We start from the raw sequence: 14,255 nt of genomic DNA, 5'->3' as shown, positions 1-14,255 counted from the left end.
CAGCAGACGTGCCGCCACGCGGTTCCCGCCTGGGAATCCGCGGCCCACGCCGCATGCTCGGCAAGATCCATCACGCCATCATAGGTTGCGTGTCTACATATCCGTCATTAGCATGTCCAGGCATGACCGATTCTCGGGTTCGCGAACTGGTGGCGATCGGGCTGCCCGGCTACCGCGTCCGACGCGTCGTGCCGCTCGGCGCGGGACTGGACAACGTCGCCTACGAGGTGAACAGCGAGCTCGTGGTTCGCATCGCTCGGGAGGCTGGTGCGGTACGGCGAGAGGCGGCGCTGCTCGATCTGCTCGGCGAGGTGAGCACGCTGCCTGCGCCGGAACCGGTCTTCGTCCTGCCCGAGCACGACTGCATCGCCTATCGAAAGCTCCCGGGCACGCCGCTCATCGACCTTCCGCCGGACCGCCGGTCGGCCTGGGCCGCAGGTGTCGGCGCACAGCTCGGAGGCTTCCTTGCCGCCCTGCACGCGTCCGACCCAGACCTATGGACCGACATCGCAGACGTCGACGACGAACCGTTGGCCAACTGGCGTGACGAAGCCGCGGAGCTGTACGCAGACGTGGCAGAGCGGCTGGCGCCCGGCCAGCACCGCGGCATCGAGGACTTCCTGCGCGCGCCACTGCCTGACCCGGCACAGACGCTGGTCTTCTCCCACAACGACCTTGGCATCGAGCACGTTCTCGTTGCCAAGAGCACCGGTTCGGTTGCCGGCATCATCGACTGGTCCGACGCTGCCATCTGTGACCCGGCCCGCGACCTCGGTCTGATCCTGCGCGACCTTGGCAGCATCGGTTTCGAGGCCGCCCTCGAACGGTACCCGGCCAGTGCGGATCTCCGGAACCGCGCCTGGTTCTACGCGCGCTGTTCCCTGCTCGAGGATCTCCAGTTCGGGCAGGAGCCCGGGCGCGAGACCTACCTCGACAAGTCGTTGGCCGCCCTGGGCGAGCTGTTCGCCTCGGACTGACGTCCGCAGGAGGCGACGCACGTGTCGCGATACAGCGTCGAAACTGTCACGCCTGCGCGGATTCGCAGGCGCCGCGGAACTTCTACGGTCAGGTCCGTGAAGGGCGGCACCGCGGTCACCGATCCGCCCCGGGCGCCGCTCCGAATGTCTGATGTGAGCTTTGACGTAGGAACATATGCCGCCACGGTTCGGCCGGTGGACTGGGCCGATCTCGACCTGGACGGCTTTCGCACGCGGCCCCTGTCGGACGGAACGCTGCGGTGTCTGCGCTACATGAGCGACGTGGAGACGCACACTGTCTGCTATCTGCGGGATCTCCTGATTACACCGTCACACCGCGACCCGGCAATCACCACGTTCCTGAGCGGCTGGAACTGGGAGGAGTACTGGCACGGTGAGATCCTCGACAAAGTGCTCCAGATCCACGGAGTCCCGACCGGCCCCGAGCACACCCAGGCCCTGCGCAAGGACCTTGGCTGGTCCGACCGCTGGGCGCCACTGGTGCAGTCCATAGCGGCCAACCTCGTCGGCGAGGACTTCATCGCCACCCACATGACCTGGGGCGCCGTCAACGAATGGTGCACACACTCGGGCTACTCCCGACTCGTGGCGGTCGAGCGGCACCCGCTGCTGACCGAGATCCTGCGCCGGATCGCGAAGCAGGAAACCCGGCACATCGCGTTCTACAACAGCCAGGCGCGCGATCGGCTGACGGATCGGCCCAAAGCCCAGCGCATCACGCGCCTGGCGCTCCGCGCGCGTTGGGGCATCGTCGGTTCCGGGGTGATGCCGCATGACGAGATCAAGCACCTGCTGACCTATCTGTACGGCGATCAGGACGGACTCGTGGAAGCCCGCACGATCGACACCAAGATCGACACCTTGCCCGGGCTGGCCGGACTACAACTCGTCGAACGACAACTGAGGCGCTTCGGAATCACGCAGTGACGTGGCGATGTCTGCTGCGCGGTTCAGTCCCAGCGGACGCTGGGAGCTTCGGCACAGGTGGTGTGCGGGTCCAGGTCCGCGGCGATGTCGAGCGCAATGATGGCGCAGTCCAGCGCCTCGTACGACGGCTGTTCTGTCGTCGCAGGCCCGTAGATGCACACGGCCTGGCGCCCGTCGCGTGTCCGTCCTGCCGACTCCACCGCGCCGTCCTCGTCGTGCAGCAGACTCCATCCGGTCTCTGCGAGACAGGACAAAGCCCGTTGCCGGTCGGCCGTGTGCAGGGAGAGCGGCCGCGGGCGCTCGAAGTCGGTGAGCCGTTCGGACCAGGCCGCTTCGACCAGCGGATCCGACAACGCCTCGATGTCGGAGCCGGCCGGCGGCAGCACCAGGTAACCGATGCCGGTGACCGGATCGAGAAAAGCTGTATGGGCGGCGAATTCGACCACCGTGACGTCGACGTACGGGCGCGTCATGCTGCCTCGACCTCGAACACGCGGTCGAGCCCGGTCCTGCGGAGTACGTCGGACATCCTGCGGCTCGCGTGCCGGATGACCACGCCACCGCCGCGCCGCCGGCAGACGCGATGCGTGTCGAGCAACGCGGCCAGCACCGTCGAGGAGATCTGGTCGAGCTCGGACACGTCGACGACGACCAGGCTGACACCGTCCATGACCAGACCGCGCAGTTGCCAGCGCAAGGCGGTCGGTCCGCTGCCCAGATCCGAATCGGACAGGGTCACGATCGCCTTCTGGGGAGGCGGGCTGTGGGTGGGGTCGGTCATCGACGGCCCTTCCGCGGCGGCTTCGGGTGATGTCACCACTGTGGCCCGCGGAGTTTGAGAGCACCGGTACGCCTTCTTTACGATCGGATGACATGGCTCGCCCGGCTGTCGCGGCAACCTGTTCGGTTGCGAGGATGTGACGATGCCTATGCATGTCCTGGTCGTGGAGGACGACGATCGCATCCGGGCCGTCCTGCGCCTGGCGCTCGAGGACGAGGGCTACCAAGTCGCCGAGGCCGCCGACACGCCCTCGGCGCTGGAGGCCGTCAGATCGTCGCTGCCCGACCTGATGATGGTCGACCTGATGCTCGGCGAGGTCGACGGCTACACCTGCATCCGTGAGGTACGGCGGGTCAGCGACATCCCGATCGTCATCGTCAGCGCGCGCTCCGACACCCACGACATCGTCGCCGGACTCGAGGCGGGCGCCGACGACTACGTCACCAAACCCTTTCAGGTGAAGGAGATCACGGCCCGGATCCGCGCGCTCCGCCGCCGGCTGCGCGGCACCGCCGAGGCGACCGAACCCGACATCGTCCTCGACTCCGACCCCGCCCGCGCCCTGGTGCTGTCCACCTCGCGCGGGGCCGTCATGCTCGACGGCAAGGACGTCCCGCTGACCGTCACCGAGTATCGCCTGCTGGCCGAGCTCGCGCATCCACCTGGCCGGGTGCTCAGCCGCCCGAGCCTGCTCGAGAAGGTGTGGGAGCACGGGTACTACGGGGACGAGCGGATCGTCGACGTGCACATCCGGCGGCTGCGCACCAAGATCGAACGCGATCCCGGACGGCCGCAGGTCGTCGTCACGGTCCGAGGGATGGGCTACCGACTGGATCCGCAATGAGGCGCGGACGTCGTACGTTCGGCCTGCGGCACCGGCTCGTCGCGGCCTTCTCCCTGGTGGCTCTCCTGGTGTCCGCGGTCTTCGCGATCAGCACGTACCTGCTGGCCCGCGGCTATCTGCTGGCCCAACGCGAGCGCGTCGTCCAGCACCAGAGCTTCGCCGACGCGGTCTTCGTGCAGCGACGGCTCGAGAGCGCGGGCGCTGACGTGTCGGCCGTACTGACCGCTGCCGGCACACCCGCCGGGCACACGATCATCCTCAGATGGCACGACCAGTGGTACGCCTCGGCCCTCGACCAGGGCCGCGATGCGGTACCCGCCTCGGTCCAGCAGGAGATCGCCGCCGGACGCTCGGTCAGTCAGCGGTTCCGGTCGGCCGACGGTCCGGCCCTTGTCGTCGGCGTCCCGGTGCGCACGGTCGAGGCCGAGTTCTACGAGATCGCCCCGCTGACCGAACTCGACGGCACGGTGCGTCTGCTCAGCGGCATCCTGCTCGGCGGCGCGCTGCTGGCCACCGCGGCCGGGGCGGCGCTGGGGGTCTGGGCCAGCCGGTCGGTGGTCACGCCGCTCAACCGGGTCGCGATCACGGCCGCCTCGATCGCCGGGGGCGATCTCGACCGCCGCCTGGCAGCTACCGACGATCCCGAGCTCGCCACCATCGTCGGCTCGTTCAACAGCATGGTCGACACCCTCCACCAGCGGATCACGCGGGACGCACGGATGGCAGCCGACGTGAGTCACGAGCTCCGGTCCCCGCTGACCACTCTCGTCGGCAGCGTCGACCTGCTGAACGCCCGGCGTGACGAGCTTCCCGAACGCTCCCGAAAAGCCCTCGATCTCGTCACCGCCGATCTGCAGCGCTTCCGGCGGCTGCTCGACGACCTCCTCGAACTCGCACGCTCCGACGCCGGACTCGACCACCGGCCGAACACCGTCATCGACCTCGGCGGGCTCTTGCGACAGGTACTCGGCGAAGCCGGCGCCGGACCACCGGCGTTCCCCGACGGCGACGACGTCTTCGTGGCGGCGGACAAGTCGCGGCTCGGCCGGCTCTTCCGCAACCTGTTCGACAACGCGAACACCCACGGCAACGGGCTCACCGGCGTCACAGTGACCCGCTCCGGCGACGACGTGCTCGTGCTGGTCGACGACAACGGTCCGGGCATCCGGCCCGAGGACCGCGAAATCGTCTTCGAGCGGTTCGCCACCGGCGCGGCGAAACGCGGGTCGTCGTCGGGTACGGGTCTCGGGCTCGCGCTCGTCGCCGAGATGGCAGCGGCCCACGACGGGGCCGTGTGGTGCACGGCATCGCCCGGCGGCGGGGCGCGGTTCGTCGTACGGCTCCCGGAAGCGGAGCGAGAGTCGTGAGGAAGGCCGTCGTCTGCCTCGCGTCCGCGGTGCTCGTTCTCACCGGCTGCGGCGTTCCGATGCAGGACGAACCGGCGCCGATCGCCTCCGGCGAGATCCCGTCCCGCCTGCAGCGCACCGCTCGCCCGTCCTCGGCGACGCCCAGACCGAGCACCGGCAAGCCCGCCGTCCAGGTGAGCTTCGTCCGCGACGACAAGCTGGTCACGCTGGTGCGCGAGGTGCCCGCGACGACGTCCGCGGACGGGCTCACCGCGGTGGTCGACGCCTTGCTTGCGGGACCGACCGACCGGGAACAGGCCGACGGCATCACCACGGCGCTGCCGCCCGGCCTGATCCTGACGATCGTCGAGGTGCGAGGCAGTCGCGTCGTCCTCGAACTGTCCGGCCACACCGGCGGCAGGTCCGCGACCGAGAACATCCTCGCCGTCGGGCAGATCGTCCTGTCCCTCACGGCGTCGCAGTCCATCGACCAGGTGACGTTCGCGCGCGACGGTGTGCCGGTCGAAGCCCTGCTGGCCGACGGCGCCCTGACGACCGCGCCACTCACCGCAGCCGACTACGACTCCCTACGGAGCCGGTAGCAGTTAATGGTGGCGGTTGACGGTGGCAGTTGACGGTGGCAGTTGACGGTGGCAGTTGACGGTGGCACTGAGAGAACTTTGAGATCACGTGACGTTCCGCGACCTGAGCCGCACCGTGACCGGCCGGCGCGCTAGACAGGTGACGACCGCTCGAAGGGAACGCATGATGACCGAACCACGCCCGACCTGACGATGGCGCCACACCGATCCATCCGGACGGTCCTGGCGGCGGTCTCACGACTCCTCCGGGGGCCGAAGCCCGCGACGGCCGCTCCCGGGTTGCAGGCGCCGGCGCGGCTCGCCGACTGGTCCGACGCCGAGCTCTATTCGGTCTGGCGTGCCATTGGAGCGGAGCTTGTCCGTGCTCTGCGCGCCGAGCACACCGCGACGGCCGCCGAGGCACGGCAGTATCTCCTCACCGAGATCGAACGCCGGCATCCCCTCGAGACGGCCGCGTGGCTCGGGTCGGACGCGCTCCTGAGCGGCGCAGCACCCGACTTCCTGACATCTGACCGCTGACTCCACTGCCGTAACGGCCGTACGGGGTCCGAGACTGGCTTTCGCCTGCCGCGCCGGACCTGGCGCAAGGTGCGGCAGGCGAAAGCCGCCTACCCGATCACTGTCAGAACAAGGTCGCGCGTCCGTGGGTCACTTCTTGGCGGCGGCTTTTCCGCCCTTGCGGCCGGCCTTCTTCTTCTGGGCCGTGGTGCCGCCCTGGCTGCTGGAGCCGCCCTTGCCGCTCTGCTTGCCGCCGTGCTCACTGGCCTTCGGCGAGTTGGCAATCTTGGCCGCACGCTCCTTGGACATCCCCTTGTCCTTGAGCGCCTCGTACTGCTTCTCGTTCTTCACATTCGCCGACTTACCAGGCATCAGAACCTCCAACCGTCCGATACCACCAGGACACCGATCCGGTGCCCACCGCACCAACTCCTATGCGGCCTCTGAAATGCACAGACGGGAGACCGATTCCTTTCGCGGACTCGTCCGGTCAATACCTCTCGGAAGCCTGGCCGCGGCGCGCCAGGTCGAGACGAAGCAGGAGCCTGACGATGAAGTTCAATCTGTTTCTCCCCACCGGCTTCGGCAGTGATCTGTCGTCGTTCACCGATCCGGTGGATGCGGTCGAGCGGATCATCCGGCTGGCGCAGACCGCCGAATCCGCCGGGTTCGCGGAGGTCTGGCTGCCAGATCACCTGCAGACCATCCCGCCGTCGAACCGCTACCTGTTCGAGGCCTGGACGCTCCTGACCGCGGTGGCCCGGGCGACCACCACGATCCGCGTCGGTCAGCTCGTGACCGGCAACGGCTATCGGAACCCGGCCCTCCAGGCGAAGATGGCCTCGACACTCGACGTCCTCTCCGGTGGGCGTCTGACCTTCGGGATCGGCGCGGGCTGGTACGAGGCCGACTACGCCGCGTTCGGGTACGAGTTCCCCGGTGCGGGCCGGCGACTTCGCGAGCTGCGCGAGGCCGTGCAGGTGATCCAGTCGCTGTGGACGGACGAGGTCAGCGACTTCACCGGCGAGTTCTACTCGCTGAAGAACGCCATGGTGCAGCCGAAGGGCGTCCAGACGCCGCGCATCCCGCTGCTGATCGCCGGCGGCGGTGAGAAGGTGACGCTGCGGATCGTCGCCGAGTTCGCGGACGTCTGCAATCTGATGACGTCGCCGGCCGACATCGAGCGCAAGCTGCAGATCCTGCGCAAGCACGCCGCGGACGTCGGCCGGGACGCCGGCTCGATCAAGGTCACTGCGACGACCGGCGCGCTGGTGACCGGCACGGACGAGGCGGCCCAGGCGCAACTCCACCCGAGCATGGGCGCGTTCTATCCCGGTGACTTCGCGTCGTACCTGCTCTACGGCACGCCGGAGACCGTCCGCGCACGGGTCGCGGCGTACGAGCAGGCAGGCGTCGACGAATTGGTGGTCGGGTTCCACCGGTCGACCGATCCCGGCGCGATCCGGGACTTCGCCGAGATCGTCGGGCTCTGATCCGACTGACCGGGGTTCCGGCGGGGTACAAGAGGCGTGGTTACAACACGGAAGCGCTGAGGAGCGATCTCCTTCCGGACGGTCAAAAAGCGGCCTGAGTTTGTCACCTCGTACGAGGAGGCTGTCGATGAGCCAGGAGCGATCGACCGAGGTACGGCGCAGCGAGCCCGCGATGGATGTGGACTGGTTCCGCTGGGAGTTGTGTCAGGAACGTCAGTTCCGGCTCGATCAACTGATGGATCTGGCTCGCGAGGAGACCACGCCTTTCTCGCCGGCGGTGGCGGAGGTGCGGGCCGTGCTGAAGGCCGGGGCGGTACGGGCGCTGGAAGAGATCGACGCCGCGCTGTCCCGCCTCGCCACGGGTACCTTCGGTGCCTGCGAGGGGTGCGGGGAGAAGCTTCCGCTGCATCGGCTGCGAGCGATACCGACCGTGAGGCTCTGTCTGCGATGCGAGCACCGCCAGGCGAGAGACGCCAGGACCGTGGGCCGGTAGGCATGCCGACGGGTACCGCAGGGTCACCATGCCTGATAGGACCATGCCTGACGCGGACACCGCGGAGATCGCGGAGCGGATAGGTCGTGCGGCACTCGCGGCCGGGCTGCGAGTCGCCGTCGCCGAGTCACTCACCAGCGGCGCCGTCGCCAGCGCGCTCGGGGCGGCGACGGAGGCGAGTTCCTGGTTCGCCGGCGGAGTCGTGGCGTACGCCGCGGACGTCAAGTTCAAGGTCTTGGACGTCGATCCAGGTCCGGTGGTGACACCGCGCTGCGCGGCCCAGTTGGCCCGTGGAGTTGCCCGCCTCCTCGGAGCAGACGTCGCCGTGGCGGTCACCGGCGTGGGCGGCCCGGAGCCGGACGAAGGGCATCCAGCCGGGACCGTGTACACGGCTGTCCACTACCCGTCGACGGAACAAGTCCGTCACAACGTGTTCGCGGGTGATCCCGCACAAGTGGTTGCCCAGGCCACCTTCGACGCACTACAGATGCTCCACGACCTGGTTGCGGCTTGACTCCCTCTAGGCCCTGAATTACCAGACAGGGCCTAGCCTTTGCCGGTCTCGGCGTGGCGGTGTGCGGCCCGCTTGGCGGGGGCGTCGGCCGGCGCAACCGGCTCCTGGGCGACCACGGCAGCCCGCTGGGTCGCGGGACGACGGGCGCTTTCGCGCACCGGTCCCCCACCGAGCCGGCGGAACTTCCACTGCCGCTCGTCGTAGTCGTAATAGGTGTCCACGCCGCCGACAGTCACGATCGAACCCTCCCACCCGTTGACGCGCTCAAGTGAGCACGGTGCTCCCCCGGTTCCCGGAGAACCCGTCCCGCAAACCTTTTCCACCCGAACCGAGGGGTGCGGCGCCTCGGATCGGGCCGCCGGGTGTCACTGCGCGTGGATCGTCTCGCTGATGCTGCCGTCGGCCGCACGGACGATGTGCGGCAGCCGGTTCCAGCGGGCGACCTGAGAGCCGAGGGCGATCTGCTCGAGCTCCTCGTCCCCGGCGGCGAACGGGACGTCGCTGTCGTACCGTCGTGAACACCACGCGCCGTCGGCGTAGTACGTCTCGATGTATCCGGCCCCGTATCCGGCCCCGTATCCAGCCCCGTATCCAGCTTCGTATCCGGCTTCGGATCCGGCTTCGCGGCGGGTCTCGATGCGGTCGTGGTTCGTGGTGCGTTCCTCGGATCGGGGGCTCGGCACGGGAAGGTGGGTCATTTCTCGGGGCCTCCTGGCGGGGTGCGGCGGGCAAGGTCGGCAGTGCGGATGGTGTCGGTCGTCTCGGTGATGGCGGTGATCTGGTCGGCCAGACCCGGATGGGTGGCGCGGAGTTCGGGGCCGGCAGCGGCCAGCGGCTGGATCAGGTCGGCAGGGTCGTTGCCGCCGAGCGCGTCGCGGAGGCGGTCGATCGCGGGCGCCGCGCCGGCAGCGGACGGATTGGTGCTGTCGGACGGCAGGGCGGTGATCCGCCCGGCGAGCTGGCGCAGGTCCGCGGCGTTGTCGCGGGCCCATCCCGCAACAGCGCGATCACCCGAGCGGCGGTCACGGGCAGCTTGGACGCGCCGCTCGCGCGTGGTGCCCGGCTGGTCGGCGGCATGGGGTTTCAGCCGTAGGTAGCGCCGCTCGGCGGCCTGGCGACTGGCGAGGCCGAGCGTCGGCGCGATGTCGGCCCAGGTCGCGCCGCGGTTGCGGGCGGCGTCGACGAGGACGGGCTCCCACTGGTCGAAGTACGCGCGCAGGCGATGCAGTGTCGTGAGGGTGGCGAGCAGGTGCTCGGCGTCGGCGTCCGCGAGCGCGCCGGGTGTCTCGAGCAGCTCGAGTCCGCGGAGTCGATCGCCCGTGTCTTCACTGCTGGTCACCCGCTACTCCGATCTGACGACGTACGTCGTCGAGATGCTGACAACGGATATTGTCATCGTTTCGATGACATGTTAGAACAGGAGTGCGTGTTGACACCACCGGTTCCATCGACGATCAGGAGGTGCAGGACAGATGTTGATGCGCACAGACCCGTTCCGGGAGCTCGACCGACTGACGCAGCAGGTCTTCGGCGCGGGGAGCCAAGGGACCTGGTCGCGGCCGAACCCGATCCCGCTGGACGCCTACCGTTCGGGCGAGGAGTACGTGATCGCCTTCGATCTTCCCGGTGTGTCGCCGGACGCGATCGACCTGGACGTGGAGCGCAACGTGCTGACGGTGAAGGCGGAGCGGCGTCCGCCGGAGGCTCCGGACAGCGTCGAGATGCAGGTGGCCGAGCGGCCGCTCGGGGTGTTCTCCCGGCAGCTGTTCCTCGGCGAGACGCTGGACACCGACAAGATCGAGGCGAAGTACGACGCCGGCGTCCTGACCCTGCGGATCCCGATCGCCGAACGGGCCAAGCCGCGGCGGATCGCGATCGCCGGTGCCGACAGCCAGAAGCAGATCAACGCCTGACCCGGATCCGGACAGTGAGCATCCACAGCTCCGTTCGCGCGGAGCGGACGGCCGAAAGGCGGTGGTTCAGCTGAGCGGATCGGCGAGCACCGCCGACGTCGCAACCCAGTGAAACCAGTCGAGTACGGCATCACCACAGCAAACCGAGTGCGTGACGTGGCGGCCCGCGGCACCGACAGGACCGTGCGAACACGTGCAGCGGCCACCGGGACGGCATCCCACCGGCGAGGTCGCCACGTCACATCTCACCTGCCGCGGCCGGATCCTCAGCCGTTGGCGTTCGCGCCCTGCGCCGCTCGTGAACGAGCCGAACTGTTCACCTCAGGGTCGGCCGAAGCGTCCTGCTGGTCGAGCTTGCGGCGGTAGAAGTCGTACGCCGCTTGCTTGCTCATTCCCAGCGCGCTGCCGACCTGACTCCAGCTGGACCCCTCTTCCCGAGCCTGCCGGATCATGTGCCAGCGCGCGCCGGTGAGGAGCTCGACCAACCGCCGGCTGGCGCGAAGCGCTTCCAATCCGGTCAAACCCGGCAGGTTTCCCAACGCCTTCACGAGCGACGTGACGGGCTGGCCGGCACCCGCGGCTTCTTCGATGCGTCGCTGGTACGACTCGCGCTGGTCGTTGAGGCGTAGCACGTCGAGCAGCTCCTCCATACCCCTGTCGTCCGCGGCCAACGGAGGCTGTGCCATGTCACTACCCATCTTGTCAAGATATCTTGACGCCCACCGCAGCGCCAACCCATGGCGTCAAGCTATCTTGACGCAGGTTCACCGTCAAGCTATCTTGACGCTATGAGCACAGCCGCGCTACACCAAGGTCATCTGGCCGGCCATCCCCGTCGCCAGACCGACGGCGCGCCTCAGATCAGGTCGCGCGAACTCACCTCGGCCGACCGGTTCGCTCAGCTCGCCCTCGACCTGCACGACTCCGGCGGGATCGAAGAGACCGTCGAGGCCGTGGTCGAGTTCGCCTTACAGGCGCTGAGCTGTTCCCACGCCGGAGTCGCGCTGATCTCGGGCCGCCCCCGCCGGCTGGAGATCCCGGCGGTGACCGATCCGCTCGTGGCCGAGATCTACAAGCTGCAGGTGGACGGCGGGCAGGGCCCGCTCATCGAGTCGATGCGCGACCACTGCGTCGTGCGCGTCGAAGACGCCGAAACCGACGATCGCTGGCCGGATTGGTCCGCGAAGGTCCTCGAGCTCGGCGTGCGAAGCGTCCTCGACGTCCCGCTGCACACCGGAAATTCCGTCGTCGGCGTGCTCGGTCTGTACTCGACCCAGCCGGGTGGATTCGGACCCGACGAGGAGGCGATCGCCGAGATCCTCGCCCGGCACGCCTCGGTCGCCGTCGCGAGCGCCCGCAACGAGGTCAACCTCGCCGCCGCGGTCGACGCCCGGAAGCTGGTCGGCCAGGCGATGGGCATCCTGATGGAACGCTTCGACCTCGACGACGAGCGAGCGTTCGAGGTCCTGCGGCGCTACTCCCAGGACAACAACCGCAAGCTCCGCGACGTCGCCCAGGAGCTCGTCGACACCCGCAAACTCCCCCGCTGACGAGAGTCCGCCGGGCTCTGTGCCGGAGCGCCCGATGGCAGGGCCGCACAACCGATCGCGCGCGGTCAGTGCGTAGCCGTCGCGCGAGTTCGCGACTTGGTGAACAGGGCGGCGCAGAAGGCGATGGTGGCGACGGAGAAGGTTACGAGGGGCGGGCCGGGAACCCACAGTGCGGCGATCGCCAGGGCCGGCAGCGTTGCGACCAACGCGACGATCCCGTACGGGCGGAGGCGATCCGGGGCGGTTCGGAGTGTGTCGGCGATCATCCACAACAGGGCGCCCACGACGATCACCGCCAGGCCCATGACGAGGCTGACGCCGCGGTGCAGGGACTCGGCGTTGAGCTGCAGCGGGCCGATCTCGAACTGGCTCGTCCGCAGCACGGCGTCCAGCTCCGGGTCGCTGGGCAGGAAGAAGCTCAGGACGGTTTGGCCGACGCCGGTGACGGTCCAGGTGACGGCGCCGACCCGGAACGCGGTCGCGTTCATGAGGCCGCCATCAGCTCGGGCCAGCAGCGGGTGTCGGTGATCTGCCGCAGAGACACGAGCCGGCCGTCCTTCGTGGTCAGGATGTGCGCGAACGGCGCCTGCCAGCCGTCGCCGCGATAGTGGCCCAGGACAACGAACTCGTTCGGCGCGACCGGAAGCAGCCGGTCCGGTTCGCAGTGCAGCTCGACGTCGTCCGCCGGCCGGCCCCAGACGTTGCGCACCGCGGACTCGCGGCCGCGGAACTCGCGGTCGACCGGCAGCGGCAGGCCGGGGCTCAGAGTGAGGACGAAGTCCTCGTGAATGGCCTCGCGCAGGGCAGCCAGGTCGTGTGCGGCCAGGCTGTCGTAGAACTTCCGTACGGCGGGCTGTCCGGAATCATCGCTCATGGTCTGGAAGCTACGCCCGCCGCGACCTCCCGGCAACGCGAGCTGTCTCACACATACATACATGCGTGAATGTATGATGATGGTGTGAAACGGCGGACGCAGGCGGAGCGGATCGAGCTGACCCGGAACAAGCTGCTCGAGGCCGCGGCGAGAGGTTTCTCGACGTACGGCTACGGGAACGTGCGGCTCGACGACATCGCCCGCGAGGCGGGATACACCCGCGGCGCGCTGTACCACCAGTTCGCGAACAAGGAGGAGCTCGCACTCGCCGTCATCGACTGGGTGTCTCGCACCTGGCGTGCCGAGGTCGGCGACCCCGCGGAGGCGATCGCCGACCCGGCCGAGCGGCTGCTGTGGACGGCGCAGGCGCACGCGATCTACTGCCGGCGCGACGTCGCCGCGGTGCTGATGAGCCTGCGGGTGGAGTTCGCCGGCCGCGACCACGCCGTCACGAAGGCGCTCACCGAACTGATGACGCCCTTGAAGGACACGATCGCCAAGCTGATCACCCGCGGCCGGCGGACCGGCTCGATCCCCGCCGGCCCGCCGCCGCGCGCACTCGCCTCGGCGTACCTCGGCGCCCTCGAGGGCGTCACCGCCGCAGTCAGCGGACCGCCGCACGACCGAGAGCTGACGATGCGCGCGGTCCGCGGCGTACTGGGCCTGCCTCCGAGCTGACGTCACCCTTGCGGCAGGGGCGGCAGTTCGACGTGCCGGACCTTGTAGTCGCCCTTCGTCACCGGCGCGAACGGGACCGGTGCCATGCAGGTGCCGACCGGCGCCTCTTCGGTTTGACCGGACGCGTTCTGGGTGAGGTTGACGACCGTCCAGGACAGTCCGACGCGATCGTGCTTGCCGTTGTCCAGGACGCTGAAGCCGAGCCGCTTGCCGACCCATTCCTTGACCGGCTCGTCGGCCCTCGTGATCTTGGCGGTGAGCGAAGCGACGCCCGGCCCGGTGACCAGGCAGTCCACGGTTCCCTCGGCGCGGATGGTCTGCTTCCAGGCGGCGACGTAGTGCGAGATCTCCACGGTGCCGCGCGCATCGGTCGGCAGCCCGATCGGGGCGCCCGGAATCGGGCGGGTGTACGGCGCGGCCGTGGCGTCGAAGGCGAAGTGGCGTACGTCGTCGTCCGGGGCGAACGGCAACATGAAGTCGGCCGCACCGGTGACACGAGCCACCTTGGGAGCGGCTTGCGCTGTGGAGATCCCGGCCACAGCGGTGGTAGCCACAACGGTCAGGGCGACGAGCTTCTTGGTGAGGTTCATACCAGGATCCTCGCGAGTCGTCCGCGCCGGGACCTCCCTCGCGCGAGGGGATCAGGTCCCCCGCAGGTAGCAGATCAGCCGGTCGCGGGCTGCTTCCGGCAACGGCTTCGCGGTCTTAGGCTGGAGCGGTTCGGCAGACCGCGGCGGGAGGGAC

At 68.9% G+C, this 14,255-nt stretch carries 22 protein-coding genes; 12 read left to right on the top strand and 10 right to left on the bottom strand.

The window, feature by feature from the left end:
- The first annotated feature begins 122 nt into the window (after positions 1 to 122).
- A complete protein-coding gene (locus ABZX12_RS25255; protein WP_355696881.1) occupies positions 123 to 977 on the top strand; it encodes a phosphotransferase in 855 nt (284 codons plus the stop codon).
- Positions 978 to 1,073: 96 nt separating this feature from the next.
- Positions 1,074 to 1,925: a ferritin-like domain-containing protein gene (locus ABZX12_RS25250; protein ID WP_355696880.1), complete on the top strand. Its 852-nt coding sequence runs from the start codon at positions 1,074 to 1,076 to the stop codon at positions 1,923 to 1,925.
- Positions 1,926 to 1,948: 23 nt separating this feature from the next.
- On the opposite strand, the gene ABZX12_RS25245 is transcribed toward ABZX12_RS25250, so the two are convergent.
- Both ABZX12_RS25245 and ABZX12_RS25240 read right to left on the bottom strand, forming a co-directional pair.
- Entirely contained in the window at positions 1,949 to 2,398 is a 450-nt protein-coding gene (locus ABZX12_RS25245) for a hypothetical protein (protein ID WP_355696878.1), read from the bottom strand.
- Positions 2,395 to 2,706 (bottom strand): STAS domain-containing protein, encoded by a 312-nt coding sequence (locus tag ABZX12_RS25240; RefSeq protein ID WP_355696876.1) that lies wholly within the window; start codon positions 2,704 to 2,706, stop codon positions 2,395 to 2,397. The genes ABZX12_RS25245 and ABZX12_RS25240 overlap by 4 nt, the downstream gene beginning before the upstream one ends.
- Positions 2,707 to 2,848: 142 nt before the next feature.
- On the opposite strand from ABZX12_RS25240, the gene ABZX12_RS25235 reads away from it, so the two are divergent.
- The 4 genes from ABZX12_RS25235 (at position 2,849) to ABZX12_RS25220 (ending at position 6,017) form a co-directional block, all read left to right on the top strand.
- Positions 2,849 to 3,550, top strand: coding sequence for a response regulator transcription factor (locus ABZX12_RS25235; protein WP_355696874.1), 702 nt, complete (start codon positions 2,849 to 2,851; stop codon positions 3,548 to 3,550).
- Entirely contained in the window at positions 3,547 to 4,917 is a 1,371-nt protein-coding gene (locus tag ABZX12_RS25230; RefSeq protein ID WP_355696872.1) for a HAMP domain-containing sensor histidine kinase, read from the top strand. The genes ABZX12_RS25235 and ABZX12_RS25230 overlap by 4 nt, the downstream gene beginning before the upstream one ends.
- Entirely contained in the window at positions 4,914 to 5,498 is a 585-nt protein-coding gene (locus tag ABZX12_RS25225; RefSeq protein WP_355696870.1) for a GerMN domain-containing protein, read from the top strand. The genes ABZX12_RS25230 and ABZX12_RS25225 overlap by 4 nt, the downstream gene beginning before the upstream one ends.
- Positions 5,499 to 5,690: 192 nt before the next feature.
- Positions 5,691 to 6,017 (top strand): hypothetical protein, encoded by a 327-nt coding sequence (locus ABZX12_RS25220; RefSeq protein ID WP_355696868.1) that lies wholly within the window; start codon positions 5,691 to 5,693, stop codon positions 6,015 to 6,017.
- A gap of 129 nt (positions 6,018 to 6,146) precedes the next feature.
- On the opposite strand, the gene ABZX12_RS25215 is transcribed toward ABZX12_RS25220, so the two are convergent.
- Positions 6,147 to 6,368 (bottom strand): hypothetical protein, encoded by a 222-nt coding sequence (locus ABZX12_RS25215; protein WP_355696866.1) that lies wholly within the window; start codon positions 6,366 to 6,368, stop codon positions 6,147 to 6,149.
- Positions 6,369 to 6,547: 179 nt separating this feature from the next.
- Between ABZX12_RS25215 and ABZX12_RS25210 the strand changes: the two genes are divergently transcribed.
- The 3 genes from ABZX12_RS25210 (at position 6,548) to ABZX12_RS25200 (ending at position 8,496) form a co-directional block, all read left to right on the top strand.
- On the top strand, positions 6,548 to 7,489 hold the full coding sequence (locus ABZX12_RS25210; protein ID WP_355696864.1) for a TIGR03560 family F420-dependent LLM class oxidoreductase: 942 nt from the start codon (positions 6,548 to 6,550) through the stop codon (positions 7,487 to 7,489).
- Positions 7,490 to 7,616: 127 nt separating this feature from the next.
- The gene (locus ABZX12_RS25205; RefSeq protein WP_355696862.1) at positions 7,617 to 7,982 is read left to right on the top strand and encodes a TraR/DksA C4-type zinc finger protein; all 366 of its coding nucleotides are present in this window, start codon (positions 7,617 to 7,619) and stop codon (positions 7,980 to 7,982) included.
- A 43-nt stretch (positions 7,983 to 8,025) separates the two neighbouring features.
- Entirely contained in the window at positions 8,026 to 8,496 is a 471-nt protein-coding gene (locus ABZX12_RS25200; protein WP_355696860.1) for a CinA family protein, read from the top strand.
- A 32-nt stretch (positions 8,497 to 8,528) separates the two neighbouring features.
- Here ABZX12_RS25200 and ABZX12_RS25195 read toward each other — a convergent pair whose 3' ends face one another.
- From ABZX12_RS25195 to ABZX12_RS25185, 3 genes are all read right to left on the bottom strand, one after another.
- Entirely contained in the window at positions 8,529 to 8,732 is a 204-nt protein-coding gene (locus ABZX12_RS25195) for a hypothetical protein (RefSeq protein ID WP_355696858.1), read from the bottom strand.
- A 129-nt stretch (positions 8,733 to 8,861) separates the two neighbouring features.
- Positions 8,862 to 9,194 carry a hypothetical protein gene (locus ABZX12_RS25190; protein ID WP_355696857.1) on the bottom strand — a complete coding sequence of 111 codons (333 nt, stop codon included), beginning with the start codon at positions 9,192 to 9,194 and terminating at the stop codon, positions 8,862 to 8,864.
- The gene (locus ABZX12_RS25185; protein WP_355696855.1) at positions 9,191 to 9,835 is read right to left on the bottom strand and encodes a hypothetical protein; all 645 of its coding nucleotides are present in this window, start codon (positions 9,833 to 9,835) and stop codon (positions 9,191 to 9,193) included. The genes ABZX12_RS25190 and ABZX12_RS25185 overlap by 4 nt, the downstream gene beginning before the upstream one ends.
- A 133-nt stretch (positions 9,836 to 9,968) precedes the next feature.
- Between ABZX12_RS25185 and ABZX12_RS25180 the strand changes: the two genes are divergently transcribed.
- Positions 9,969 to 10,409, top strand: a complete 441-nt coding sequence (locus tag ABZX12_RS25180) for an Hsp20/alpha crystallin family protein (protein WP_355696853.1) — start codon at positions 9,969 to 9,971, stop codon at positions 10,407 to 10,409.
- A 266-nt stretch (positions 10,410 to 10,675) separates the two neighbouring features.
- On the opposite strand, the gene ABZX12_RS25175 is transcribed toward ABZX12_RS25180, so the two are convergent.
- On the bottom strand, positions 10,676 to 11,059 hold the full coding sequence (locus ABZX12_RS25175; protein ID WP_355696851.1) for a hypothetical protein: 384 nt from the start codon (positions 11,057 to 11,059) through the stop codon (positions 10,676 to 10,678).
- 138 nt (positions 11,060 to 11,197) lie between these two features.
- On the opposite strand from ABZX12_RS25175, the gene ABZX12_RS25170 reads away from it, so the two are divergent.
- Positions 11,198 to 11,959, top strand: coding sequence for a GAF and ANTAR domain-containing protein (locus ABZX12_RS25170; RefSeq protein WP_355696849.1), 762 nt, complete (start codon positions 11,198 to 11,200; stop codon positions 11,957 to 11,959).
- 65 nt (positions 11,960 to 12,024) lie between these two features.
- Here ABZX12_RS25170 and ABZX12_RS25165 read toward each other — a convergent pair whose 3' ends face one another.
- Both ABZX12_RS25165 and ABZX12_RS25160 read right to left on the bottom strand, forming a co-directional pair.
- Positions 12,025 to 12,447: a hypothetical protein gene (locus tag ABZX12_RS25165; RefSeq protein ID WP_355696847.1), complete on the bottom strand. Its 423-nt coding sequence runs from the start codon at positions 12,445 to 12,447 to the stop codon at positions 12,025 to 12,027.
- Entirely contained in the window at positions 12,444 to 12,833 is a 390-nt protein-coding gene (locus ABZX12_RS25160; RefSeq protein ID WP_355696845.1) for a nuclear transport factor 2 family protein, read from the bottom strand. Before ABZX12_RS25160 ends, ABZX12_RS25165 begins: the two co-directional genes overlap by 4 nt.
- Before the next feature lie 84 nt (positions 12,834 to 12,917).
- Between ABZX12_RS25160 and ABZX12_RS25155 the strand changes: the two genes are divergently transcribed.
- The gene (locus ABZX12_RS25155; RefSeq protein ID WP_355696843.1) at positions 12,918 to 13,511 is read left to right on the top strand and encodes a TetR/AcrR family transcriptional regulator; all 594 of its coding nucleotides are present in this window, start codon (positions 12,918 to 12,920) and stop codon (positions 13,509 to 13,511) included.
- 2 nt (positions 13,512 to 13,513) lie between these two features.
- Here the strand turns inward: ABZX12_RS25155 and ABZX12_RS25150 are convergent, their stop codons facing one another.
- A complete protein-coding gene (locus ABZX12_RS25150; protein WP_355696841.1) occupies positions 13,514 to 14,101 on the bottom strand; it encodes a hypothetical protein in 588 nt (195 codons plus the stop codon).
- Between the last annotated feature and the right edge of the window lie 154 nt (positions 14,102 to 14,255).

This window comes from Kribbella sp. NPDC003505, from assembly GCF_040610875.1.
Classification (GTDB): domain Bacteria; phylum Actinomycetota; class Actinomycetes; order Propionibacteriales; family Kribbellaceae; genus Kribbella.
The sequence above is the reverse complement of the archived record's forward strand: the minus strand, read 5'-3'. Positions and strand labels throughout refer to the sequence as shown.